The organism is Clostridium ganghwense, assembly GCF_026735165.1.
Classification (GTDB): Bacteria; Bacillota; Clostridia; order Clostridiales; family Clostridiaceae; genus Clostridium_H; species Clostridium_H ganghwense.
Map to the genome: position 1 here is coordinate 346,856 of NZ_JAPQES010000003.1, position 12,186 is coordinate 359,041.

The following is a 12,186-nucleotide window of genomic DNA, read 5'->3' on the forward strand; positions in this document are numbered from 1 at the left end:
GTATTTTTACTTGTACATCATCATCAATTTATTATTTAAAATTGGATCAGTATTAAATCTTCCTCTTAATGTAGTAGTTATTGTTTTTGCATTTGTTTTCTTTATTCCTCTAGTAGTCATGCATCCATGTTCCCCTTCAATAATAACTGCCACATCTTCTGAACCCGTTATCTTCTGCATGATTTCTACTATATCTGTTCCTATTCTTTCTTGAAGCTGTAATCTGCGTCCCACCATATCAGCTATTCTAGCAATTTTACTTAAACCAATAACTTTCTTTTTAGGTATATATGCTACAGCTACTTTCATATTGTACATTAGAGCTAAATGATGTTCACAATGACTAAAGATTTCAATATCCTTCATAAGAACTATATCTTTATTACCGTCTTCAACACTTAAATCATCTTCAAAAGTCTTTTCAAACATTTCAGCGATTTCATCATTTGTATAGCACATTCCTTGAAATACCTCTTCATACATTTTAGCCACACGTTTAGGAGTATCCTTAAGTCCTTCTCTATCTGGATTTTCTCCTAAAGCTATTAACATTCCTCTTATATGCTTTTCAATTTCTTTTGTATTAATTGCCATACTCCCTATACACCTCTTTTCTCAGGTTCCCATATTACTTTGTGAAGCTGCATTTGCAGAGTAACTCCGTTCATTTTATTATCTTTCATATATTCAACGATGTCGTCCATATTGATTTTTCCAAATACTGGACTAATATATACATTAGTTATATTTACAAGTTTATATTTATCAATTATATATTTAGCTCTCTCCAAATCCTCAATACTACCTGATACAAATTTAACTGTATCCTTCTTTGTTAAATATTTAAAATTATCTGTTAACATCTTATCTTCCATATTACTTGAAGGAAGCTTATAATCCATTGTAAAGCTTGGTGGATTTTCTATCTTAGAAAACTTTTCTAAAGAAACACTTCCATTTGTCTCTATCTCTATTGAAAATTCCTTATCTTTAGATAATATTTCTAATAATTCCAAAACTCCATTTTGAAGCAAAGGCTCTCCTCCAGTTAAAGTTACATTTTTAACCTCTGTAGATTTTATATGTTTATATATTTCTTCTTTAGTCATCAGTGTATAATCTACTTCTTTTTCATTAGCCCATCTTGTATCGCAGTAACTACAGTCTAAATTGCAGCCTGCAAATCTTATAAATAAAGCTAATTGTCCAGATAAACGCCCTTCTCCATTAACACTAACAAACTTTTCAACTACCTTAAACTTCATCTACTTCACCTCACTCTTTTCATATGCAGCACTATTTGTAGGTGTTTCATACACAGTAGCTCTTTTTACGTTATATCCCTTTTCTTTCATATGATTAAAGAAAAATGCTGCAAAGTTTTCTGCTGTTGGTCTAAAATCAACCTCTAATATCCTGAATCCATCTCCTAATAGACAATTCAATGTTTCTTTTCTCATTGTTCCTTGTTGTATTATTAAAGCGTGGTCATAAAAATCAACTATAGCTCTAACATCTTTTTTTAAATCACCAAAGTCTATTACCATTCCATCAAGCTGACCACCTTCTACTAATGCTTCTGACTGTACTTCAATTTCTACTTTCCATCTATGTCCATGAATATTTCCGCATTTTCCTTCATAACCAGCAAGAAAATGGGCACTATCAAAGCTATGCTCTGCTTTTAAAATATACATCTATATTCCTCCTAAATTTACTTTAAAAACTTGCTTCCGTAATAACAACATCCTATTGATCCATTAAACTGAGGATCTTCAATAGAAACTATCTGATCGTAATCCTTCTTAAGATATTCCTTTATTGCTGCATTATTTGCAACTCCACCCGTTAAAACTAATTTTCTCCCTCTAAATTTAGTTAAAAGGGGATTTAGTCTCTTATATAAGGAATAATTAACACCTGCACACAATCTTTCTATAGTTATTCCCTCAGCTATTTTCCCAATTAACTCTGATTCAGAAAAAACAGCACAAGTTGAATTTAACTCTACAGGATTTTCATAATGTTTACTCATATCATCAAGAGGTATTTCCAGAACACTTGCCATATTCTCTAAATATCTTCCACAGGAAGCTGCACATTTTTCATTAAGTTCTAAATCTGTAGTAAGTCCTTTTTCGATTTTAACAACCTTAACGTCTTGTCCCCCTACATCTAACAATATAAAATCCTTTAATCCTGTTTGATAAAATCCACCGTAAACATGGGCTTTTATCTCATTTATAGCTGTAAACTTGTTTAAATCAGTATTATTTCTACCGTATCCTGTAGATACAAATCTATCAATATTATCTATATTAAGTTTCTTCAAATCCACGGTAATCTTGCCATCATAACTGCAGTAATCTCTATAAAAGGACATTGTACTTACCTTTTGTTTTTTTATTATCTTGTTATCTTCCATTACTGCAATCTTTACTTCTCTACTGCCAAGATCGATACCTAGTATTCTCATCTTAACTCCTCCTTTAAATCTGATAACATGTCAAGGAAAGCCTCAAGCCTAAGCTTAGTTCTTGCATCTAATGTATTTAGCTTATCCCCTTCAATATTTAAAATTGGAATATCAAGCTTTTGCTTTAAAACAATGTCTTCAACTGCTCTATAACAAAATGCTTGAGTATAGTGAATAATACCATCTAATTTTCTCTCATTAATTTGCTTCTTTAATTCTTTAATTCTAAAATTTGTATCATAGGGATAAGTATAATCATAGTACTGCTCGTATATATTTAAAGCTTTGTCTGCTCTTGGAAAAGCAAACTCTCTTTGAACTTCATTATACACAAATTGTGCATTAAAATTTTCCACAAATTCATATATATCTCCAGTCATAGGTGGCACCCCTATGTATCCTAATCTAAGCTTTTTCTTATTTGATTTTCTCTCTTTTATCTTTGAAATAACCTTTGTAAGTTCTTCTTCAAAAGTATCAATATTTCCATTTAAATCACTTAGGCTTACTTGATATAAGTGATTTTCAAATCCGCTGGCTTTGTTGCTTATATATGTTAACTCATCAATTTCCTTAGCTAGTTCTCTAATTTTATTTAATCTATTTCTTACCTTTTCAACCTCTTCTAAGCTTACATTAAAAATACTCATAAACTTATCTATTTCTTTGTGCACATCTTCCTTCTTATGGCTGTGTGGGAATGAGAATTGATAAACCTTAACTCCTCTTAATTCCAGTACCTCTATAAGTACTTTTGTATTAGAACAATCCCCTTCCATAACTCCAACTATTTCTTTTATGTCATTCTCAACACAAGCTCCATATATCCCTTTTATCCAAGCGCATAAGCTTTTAGGAAATCCATCTCTTTCAGCTATATCTATATATCTTGAATAATCTTCAGAAATTATAAAAAGATTGTTTAAATCTACAGGAGTATATCCCGCTGCTAAAAGAACTTCTACAGGTACTGTAGTAGTTAAACCTATTTTTTTCATTTTACTACTCCTCCTTATATTGGTAAAAAAGGACACAAAAAAAGGGCATAACTGCCCTATAAACAAAAAACTACCTAAGACGGTAGCTTAAGTCCTAGTTTTGTTTATAGACAGGATGGTTACGAACTGTCTTGTTCTGTTATATAAGTTAGTATAACATATCATCATAAAATTTTCGACAATATTTTTAATAAACTATATTTTCTTAGTGAGAAACTTTTAAAGTTAAAAAGTCCTTTTTATAATAATTAAATTCATACCAATGGTCATTAGAATTCTTTATTAAACTCTTTTCATATTTTATATATTCTTCAATCTCACTTCTAATTCTAACATCATCTACATCTAATAACTTTATAACCTCTGGTGCTGCATCATATGATAAGGTTTCGATGTAGCCTATATCTATTTTTTTTGTTTCGTTATATCTTGCAATATTATTTCTAGCTATAATTTTATCTACATTCATAAAATTTAATGCAATATAAATTATGCTCGATGCTATTACAGCACATTTTAATATATGAATTTTTTTATTCCATATACCTATTAATACTATTATAAGCAGTACACCTAACAAAAGCATAAACACATGTACAAATATTCTTAAGCGTGTATAGCCAAATGCTTTCTCATATAAGTTCATCTTATAATTTGCTGAAAATAACATATTAAATGTAAATATTATTAATAAGCTGTATGATATATTTGCTATCTTATTTATTTTTACATTGCTCTTATTACAAAGTTTCATACTTAATAACAATATAGTAAAATTTATTAAGGTAACTAAAATAAGCTCGAAAAATCCCTTTCTAGCATACTCTGAGTGTGAAAATCCTTTTGGAAGTGCACTTGTACCTCCCCCATATAAATATGAAAATTGTATTATTGAAAATAGTAAATATACTATACATATAACAAAAAGTATTGTTATTATTGTCACTGGCTCCCAATTAACAGAAGCTTTGCTTTCCTCTATATGTTTATACTTTTTCTCCTCATATTTAAAGCTCCACAAAAATCCAAACATGTATAAAGTAACAGTCATTATTATAATTGTATGCCCTATAAAACTCCATATATTTAAATTTAAAAATATATTTCCTATATTTTCAACATAATATTTAAACATCATATCTGCAGATGTAAGCAATCCTACAATAACAAATAACAGCGGTACAGAAATAAGTAATCCCTTAAGTATGTTCTTTTTTGTTGAATTTTCCTTAGGGCTTTTTCTAGAATTTATCATTGCCTTTATAGCATCAAAAAACTTAGGTGTAAGAGCAAAGGATAAATAAAATATTCTACTAAAAATCATCTCTAAAAAATATAAATTTATATCTTTTATATTTTCATATCTGATAACTATAACATAACTAACAATCAATAATGGTATTAATATTGTATTTATATATCTCAAAACCTCATTGTTATAAATACAGTATGTCAAAGATAAAAAAGCAATTGGTATTAAAAATATCCAACTTAACTTTTTATTTATATTACTTTTGGGATATATAGTCCATATTGCACCACCAATTACTACAGCATTAAAAATCACTCCTGAAATACCTATAGAATCCCAAATAAAAAAATAATTAAATAAAATCCCTATTCCCAAAGCTAATAACATAACCTTCAACTTTTCATTAATATCTTCTTTTGAATCCATTAATATTCTTTCATCTTTTTCATTTACCATAATATAAACCTCTCTAATACTAATTTTCTATTCTTCATCAGGTACATATTCTAATATATCACCTGGTTGACAATCTAGCTCTCTACATATAGCTTCTAAAGTAGTGAATCTAATTGCCTTAGCCTTATTATTTTTTAATATTGATAAATTAGCATTTGTAATTCCTACTCTCTCTGCTAATACCGATAAGGAAATCTTTCTCTTCGCCATCATAACATCTAAGTTAACAATAATAGCCATAACTTCACTCCTTTAGATAGTAAAATCATTTTCTTCTTTAGTTTCAACTGCCTGCTGAAAAACTTTTGATAATATCAAAATAAAACATCCAGCAAAAAAGAATATAAAGAACTCCATATCAGTATGAACACCTCTTGCATCTATTGCTATTAAATGAAACTCTCCATATTTAGGATTCATAAAAAAGTTTAATAAATAACATGTAGCAACAGTAAAACATTCTATCGATATATTCCTTAAACTCCGTACATTTTCTCTTACAAATGGATTAACAATTATTAATGACTTAACTATTTTTCTTAAATTGTAAACTATTAATATTAAAGATATACTCCCTATCAAAAATAAAGAACAAATAAAAACCTTTCTAGACGTGCTTATTTGAAGAGCATCCGAAGATAATGCATTTTTAGATATAAATATAAACATTCCTATTCCAATCAAAAGTAAAATATCTAACATTATCTTTAAAAAATCTGCCAAAGAATGATTTCCATAATACTTCATTGTCATACCTCCTCACTAAATTTTACAGTATAATATTATCACTTATCGAAATGATATTCAATATTTTTTTATCGAAAAACAATAAAATTTTATTATAAAAAAATATTAAGAGGTTATCTAATGTTCTGATAACCTCTTAATATTAATAAGCTTACTTAAAAAATATTTTTTAACGTTTCTATATCCTTTATAAGAATTTTCTTATTTCCAATAAGCTCTATTATTCCTTCCTCCTGCATAACAGCTAATTTTCTACTTATTGTCTCTCTAGTAATCCCTGCATAGCTGCCCATTTCTTCTCTATTTAAAGACATATCCAGTATTATTCCCTTTTCTGTCTCTACTCCAAAGTCTTTTATAAGGCTAAGTAATACTCCTGCAACCTTCGCCTCTACATCCTTTGTGCTTAACCTCTGCACCAAATTTTCCACATTAACTACCCTATCATAAACCTTTTCTAATATCTTTAAGGTTATTTGAGGATTCTTAATGATTACATTATCAAAATCCTCTTTATTTAAAGTACAAACTCTAGTATTCTCTAAAGCTTCTGCATTGAAATCAAACTTGTCCTTTTTGAGTAAGTTTAAAGCTCCAATAACTCCTCCATTTGAAAGTATATATAGTATTTGTTCTTTTCCTTCTTTTGTATGCTTAAATATCTTTATTTTGCCTTTGGAAACAATATAGAGTTTCTCTGATACATCTCCTTGAAAAAAAATAGTTTCTCCTTTTTTATACTCTCTTGTTACTATAAGATTAGAAATTTCTTTTAGTTCTTCCTCTTGTAATGTTGAAAACAAAGATATGTCTTGCACACAGTACTTACCCTTACACTTTTTACACCTTGTGTTTATAATCTTGCTTTTATTAATTATAATCACCTACTCTAAATTAAGTTTACAAAAATCTTATTGTAATAAATATTATAATATACAATACATTCATACTCTATTATATTATTGCCTTTATTGTAATAACATTTATTAAATCTTACAAAAATGTAAGCTTATAATTCAAATTGTAAGATAAATCAATGGCTATCTAATAATGAAAATTCTATAATTTAATTGTAAGGTTAATTAAATCTTGCACTAAATTATGGGGAGGAAGTCAACATGAAAAAAATAATTACTATCTTATTAATAATTACTTTAATACGTGGATTACTCATTTTTAAAAATACACCTAAGAAGATAGCAATAAAATCTTTTACTGTTGAAAAATCAAGTCAACTTCCTATTAATATACAATCAGATAATACATATTTAGATAAATTCTATAACAATAATATAGTTTTAATACAAACCCATATTAATAATACTTTAAGTAATAATTATAAAAATATATTAAGGCATAAATATTTTTATAATCTGCGTACTACTATTTTTAAAGTCTTTAAATGGTACAAGATTATATAATATATAGATAGAAAAAACACATGTAATAACAAAATTACTTGTGTTTTTTGACTTGTCTTTCTTGTTTATTAATTAAAAAATTAAAAAACTCCCAAAACTATATAGAGTAGATGTTTATATTGAAAATACTATATAATATACTTAAATAATTTTGTACTTATTAAATATCTATTCACTTTTTCTTTAATTATTTAAGTGAATGCAGTGTAAAAAATTAGAGAAATGAGGTATTAACAAATGTTTAAAATAATGATAGTTGAAGATGACCCTAAAATAAGAGAAATAGTACTAGAAAATATTACAAAGTGGGGATTTGATGGATTAGGTGTTGAAGATTTTAGTGAAGTATTTAATACTTTCATAAAGTATGAACCCCACCTAATTTTAATGGATATAAATCTGCCTTCTTTTGATGGTTTCTATTGGTGTAATAAAATAAGAGAAGTATCAAAAGTTCCCATTATATTCGTTTCTTCAAGAAATACTAATATGGACATTATTATGGCAGTAAATATGGGTGGAGATGATTTTATACAAAAACCTTTTTCTTTAGAAGTATTAATGGCTAAAATGAATGCTATTTTAAGAAGAACATATTCTTATACCAGTGTTGAATCTAATATTATTGAACATAACGGTGCTGCATTAAATCTAAAAGATAGCACCATAATTTATAATGAACACAAATTAGAACTTACTAAAAATGAATTCAAAATTATTTATCTTCTTATGAAAAACAACGGCGGTGTAGTGAGTAGAGATAAAATAATGAGAAGTCTTTGGGAAGATGAAAGCTTTGTAGATGATAATACTTTAACAGTAAATATTAATAGACTTAGAAAAAAATTAGCTGATATTGGACTAGATAATTTTATTCAAACTAAAAAAGGTCAAGGATATATAATTCTATGAAAATGAAAGAATATTTAATAGATAAAAGATATTTAGTTTTATTTTACATTATTTTAATGAGTTTCATATCAGCAGTAATATATTTAGACCCAACAGTAAAAGTTAATGTAAATAACATACTATATATAAATTTTGTTTCTTTAGTTTTCTTTTTACTTTACCTAACAGGTATATATTTATTTCAAAAAAGATATTATAACATTATTACTGATATTATTAACAACCAAGAAGAAGGTATAATTCATTCTTTACCTGAACCTAAAACTTATGAACAAAATTTATATAATCAGCTTCTTAGAGAGATATCTAATGAAAAGGATATCCAAATTCAACAATTACACGAAGAAAAAAGAGAAAATCTCGAATTCACTACTACTTGGGTTCATGAGATTAAAACACCTATTGCCGTTAGTAGATTGATTATGGAAAATAGTCTTGAAAAAAATTTAGATGAAGTATTAGATAATTTAGAAGATGAACTAGATAAAATAGATAATTATGTTGAACAATCACTATATTATTCAAGATTAGATTCTTTTTCAAAAGATTACTTTATAACAGAAATAGATTTAGGGAAAGTTGTAAAAGAAATAGTAAAAAAACATGCTAAGACATTTATAAATAAAAAAATAAGAATTGAAATAGAGGACTCAAACTTAAATGTATCTACTGATAAAAAATGGCTTACATTTATTATTAATCAAATTTTATCTAATTCACTAAAATACACTAGTGAGTGTGGACGAATAAAAATCTGTTTTGAAAAAGATGAAAAAGAGAAAAAACTTATTATAGAAGATAATGGTATAGGGATAAAATCAGAGGATATAAGAAGAGTTTTCGATAAAGGTTTTACTGGTCACACTGGAAGACAAGATTACAAGTCTACAGGAATGGGTTTATATTTGGCTAAAAAACTTGCAAGAAAATTAGGTCATGATATAACCATTAATTCTGTGTATGGAGAATATACAAAGGTTACAATTCACTTTCCAAAACTTATAGATTACTTTAATGTTACAAAAAGGTAGAAGAGATATTCTACCTTTATTTGTTTTTAAATTCAAACCTTACAAAAATGTTAGTTTAGAACTTCAAATTGTAAGTTCAATCAATTTTTTATTATTTATAAATCGATTATACTCTTTATTGTAAGATATATTAAAAATTAATAGACGATTGCAAAATATAGGAGGAGATACACATGGAGAATGTTTTAATAGCAAAAAATCTAAAAAAAGTATATGGTTCAAGAGGAAATGTGTATACAGCACTTCATGATATAGATCTTGAAATAAAAGAAGGAGAATTCGTAGGTATAATGGGACCTTCTGGTGCAGGGAAAACTACCCTTTTAAACATTATATCTACTATAGATAAACCCACATCAGGAACAATAACTATAGATGGAGACAATATAGTAAAAATGAATGAAGATAAATTATCTTCATTTAGAAGAAATAAATTAGGCTTTATATTTCAAGCCTTTAACTTGCTTGATACTTTAACTATTAAAGAAAATATAGTACTTCCACTAGCTCTTTCAAAGGTAAATCATAAAGAAATAGAAACAAGAGTAAGTGATATAGCTGACACATTAGGAATAAAAGAAATTTTAAATAAATATCCATATGAGGTTTCAGGGGGGCAAAAACAGAGAACAGCAGCAGCTAGAGCCATTATTAATAAACCTACATTAATATTAGCTGATGAACCTACAGGAGCTTTGGATTCTAAATCATCTCAAGAACTTTTACAGTGTTTAAGTGATTTAAATGAAAACAATAAAGCTACAATAATGATGGTTACTCACGATGCTTTTGCTGCAAGCTACTGCAAGAGAATATTATTCATAAAAGATGGGAAATTATTCACTGAACTTGTGAGAGGAGGCTCACGTAAAGATTTCTTCCAAAAGATACTTGATATTTTAAAAGCCCTTGGAGGTGACAATAATGACCTTATTTAATATAGCCATTAAAAATGTAAAAAGAAATTTCTATAATTATTTTATCTACTTTGTTTCTATGGTATTTAGTATAATGATTTATTACACTTTTACATCAATACAATATAATGATCAAGTTATAAAACTAGTTTCAACTAGCAGAAAGATAGGCGGTGGACTTGAAGAAGCATCTATAGTAATTGCTATATTTTCAGCTATATTTATATGGTATTCAAATTCTTTTTTTACGAGAAAAAGAAAAAAAGAAATAGGTCTTTATTCTTTAATGGGAGTTAGAAAAAAGCAGATAGGAAGAATGCTATTCTATGAAAATATAGTTATGGGAATATTGGCACTTGGTGCTGGGATTTTTCTAGGAAGTTTGCTATCGAAAGTATTTGTAATGCTCTTAGTTACTCTAATGGGATTTTCTGCAAATATAAAATTTACTATAATTCCAGAAGCTATTGTTAATACCCTTATTACTTTCGCTATATTGTTCTCAATTACATCAATTCATGGATATACTATAATTTATAGATTTAAGCTTATTGATCTTTTTAAGGCTGAAAGTAAAGGTGAAAAAGAACCCAAAACCTCAATAATAACTGCAATACTTTCACTTATTCTAATAGTTGGTGGTTATACCTTATATCTAAATGGTTTGGGTGAAAATTTCCATATAAATGTACTAATAACTTTAATAGTTGTTGTACTTGGAACTTACTTATTCTTTTCTTCCTTCGTAGTATTTATTATTAAATTCTCAAAGAATAATAAAAGAAGATACTATAAAGGTATAAATATGATTGGTATTTCCCATCTTTTATATAGAATAAAAGGTAATGCAAGAACCTTAGCCACTATAGCTGTACTTAGTGCTACCACATTAACTGCTATGGGAGTAACTTCTAGTTTTTATTATGATTTTCAAACAAAGCTGGATGCTAGATATCCATTTACCTATATAAATGCTCTCAATGATAGAAGTTTAGATGAAAAGATAGAAGATATAATGAACAAATACCCTAAAAATAAAATACTTGATTCTGTTGATATTGAATTTCTTAAATTAGAAGGTAAATTGCCATCTGTATTTAAAGAAAAAAACTCTAAATCATTTAAGCCTGATACTATTTATATTATTTCTGAAAGCAAATTTAACGAAATAGCTAAAGCTAGAGGTCTTACAGAAAAAATTAATCTTACCAATTCAAATGAAACAGTATTATTTGATCAATTTTATAGAGAAAGATTCATGGAAAGCTATACAGGTAAAAATGTGGAAATCAACTTAAATGATGCGAAGAAACAATTTAAAATTATAGATTTCAAATCATATTCTTTAGTTAATGAATATATTGCAACTGAAACACTAGTAGTTAAAGATGAAATATACAGTAAATATTATAATCATAAAAATATATTTAGAATAAAAGCTTATATGAATGACAATAAAAAAGATAGTGACGAATTGACAAAAGAATTAAAAAAAGTTATATCTGAATATAAAAAAGATTCAAAAGAAAAAACTTTATTTTTTCAATTCTCTTCATATTATGAAAGCTATAAAGGTGGATTAATGCAGTCTGGATTACTTATATTTACATCAGGTTTTCTAGGATTAGTGTTTTTAGTTGCTACAGGAAGTATAATATTTTTCAAACAATTATCAGAGGCTAACAATGACAAGGAAAGATATACAATTATTAAGAAAATTGGAGTTAATAAAAAAGAAATACGAGCTTCTATTGCTAAACAAATTCTATTTGTATTTCTCCTTCCACTAATTGTAGGAATTGTTCACAGTCTTGTAGCTGTATCAATTTTAGGAGATGCTTTAAAGTTAAACCTAACCATTCCTATAGGCATAAGTGTTGGTGCATATACATTGATTTATATGGTGTACTATGTGCTGACCGTAAATTCATATACTAAAACTGTAAACTCATACTAAAATAAAAACTGCAGACAAC

General features: G+C 27.3%; 14 protein-coding genes. 5 read left to right on the forward strand and 9 right to left on the reverse strand.

All coding sequences use genetic code 11. The annotated features are described in order from the left end of the window. Positions 1 to 6 precede the first annotated feature (6 nt). The 9 genes from folE to OXH55_RS10750 all read right to left on the reverse strand — a co-directional run bounded on the left by folE (position 7) and on the right by OXH55_RS10750 (position 6,747). The gene (gene folE / locus OXH55_RS10710) at positions 7 to 594 is read right to left on the reverse strand and encodes a GTP cyclohydrolase I FolE (RefSeq protein WP_268049938.1); all 588 of its coding nucleotides are present in this window, start codon (positions 592 to 594) and stop codon (positions 7 to 9) included. Between the two features lie 5 nt (positions 595 to 599). Further along, positions 600 to 1,265 (reverse strand): putative 7-carboxy-7-deazaguanine synthase QueE, encoded by a 666-nt coding sequence (gene queE, locus OXH55_RS10715; RefSeq protein WP_268049939.1) that lies wholly within the window; start codon positions 1,263 to 1,265, stop codon positions 600 to 602. After that, a complete protein-coding gene (gene queD, locus OXH55_RS10720) occupies positions 1,266 to 1,697 on the reverse strand; it encodes a 6-carboxytetrahydropterin synthase QueD (protein ID WP_268049941.1) in 432 nt (143 codons plus the stop codon). It lies immediately after the preceding gene. Between the two features lie 17 nt (positions 1,698 to 1,714). Then, entirely contained in the window at positions 1,715 to 2,476 is a 762-nt protein-coding gene (locus OXH55_RS10725; RefSeq protein ID WP_268049942.1) for an acyl-CoA dehydratase activase, read from the reverse strand. Continuing rightward, positions 2,473 to 3,474, reverse strand: a complete 1,002-nt coding sequence (locus OXH55_RS10730; protein WP_268049943.1) for a 2-hydroxyacyl-CoA dehydratase family protein — start codon at positions 3,472 to 3,474, stop codon at positions 2,473 to 2,475. The genes OXH55_RS10725 and OXH55_RS10730 overlap by 4 nt, the downstream gene beginning before the upstream one ends. A gap of 205 nt (positions 3,475 to 3,679) precedes the next feature. Beyond that, positions 3,680 to 5,182: a DUF4153 domain-containing protein gene (locus OXH55_RS10735; protein ID WP_268049944.1), complete on the reverse strand. Its 1,503-nt coding sequence runs from the start codon at positions 5,180 to 5,182 to the stop codon at positions 3,680 to 3,682. A 27-nt stretch (positions 5,183 to 5,209) separates the two neighbouring features. Continuing rightward, complete coding sequence (locus OXH55_RS10740) at positions 5,210 to 5,422, reverse strand: helix-turn-helix domain-containing protein (protein ID WP_268049946.1); 213 nt, start codon at positions 5,420 to 5,422, stop codon at positions 5,210 to 5,212. A gap of 12 nt (positions 5,423 to 5,434) precedes the next feature. After that, complete coding sequence (locus OXH55_RS10745; RefSeq protein WP_268049947.1) at positions 5,435 to 5,929, reverse strand: DUF2975 domain-containing protein; 495 nt, start codon at positions 5,927 to 5,929, stop codon at positions 5,435 to 5,437. A 155-nt stretch (positions 5,930 to 6,084) separates the two neighbouring features. Next, positions 6,085 to 6,747, reverse strand: coding sequence for a Crp/Fnr family transcriptional regulator (locus OXH55_RS10750; protein ID WP_268049948.1), 663 nt, complete (start codon positions 6,745 to 6,747; stop codon positions 6,085 to 6,087). A 300-nt stretch (positions 6,748 to 7,047) separates the two neighbouring features. Here OXH55_RS10750 and OXH55_RS10755 point away from each other — a divergent pair, with 300 nt between their 5' ends. The 5 genes from OXH55_RS10755 (at position 7,048) to OXH55_RS10775 (ending at position 12,167) form a co-directional block, all read left to right on the forward strand. Continuing rightward, a complete protein-coding gene (locus OXH55_RS10755) occupies positions 7,048 to 7,350 on the forward strand; it encodes a hypothetical protein (protein ID WP_268049949.1) in 303 nt (100 codons plus the stop codon). 237 nt (positions 7,351 to 7,587) lie between these two features. Next, the gene (locus OXH55_RS10760; RefSeq protein ID WP_268049950.1) at positions 7,588 to 8,262 is read left to right on the forward strand and encodes a response regulator transcription factor; all 675 of its coding nucleotides are present in this window, start codon (positions 7,588 to 7,590) and stop codon (positions 8,260 to 8,262) included. Further along, a complete protein-coding gene (locus tag OXH55_RS10765; RefSeq protein ID WP_268049952.1) occupies positions 8,259 to 9,293 on the forward strand; it encodes a sensor histidine kinase in 1,035 nt (344 codons plus the stop codon). Before OXH55_RS10760 ends, OXH55_RS10765 begins: the two co-directional genes overlap by 4 nt. Positions 9,294 to 9,466: 173 nt before the next feature. Beyond that, a complete protein-coding gene (locus tag OXH55_RS10770; protein WP_268049953.1) occupies positions 9,467 to 10,231 on the forward strand; it encodes an ABC transporter ATP-binding protein in 765 nt (254 codons plus the stop codon). Next, positions 10,218 to 12,167 carry an ABC transporter permease gene (locus tag OXH55_RS10775; RefSeq protein ID WP_268049954.1) on the forward strand — a complete coding sequence of 650 codons (1,950 nt, stop codon included), beginning with the start codon at positions 10,218 to 10,220 and terminating at the stop codon, positions 12,165 to 12,167. The genes OXH55_RS10770 and OXH55_RS10775 overlap by 14 nt, the downstream gene beginning before the upstream one ends. The last annotated feature ends 19 nt before the right edge of the window (positions 12,168 to 12,186 follow it).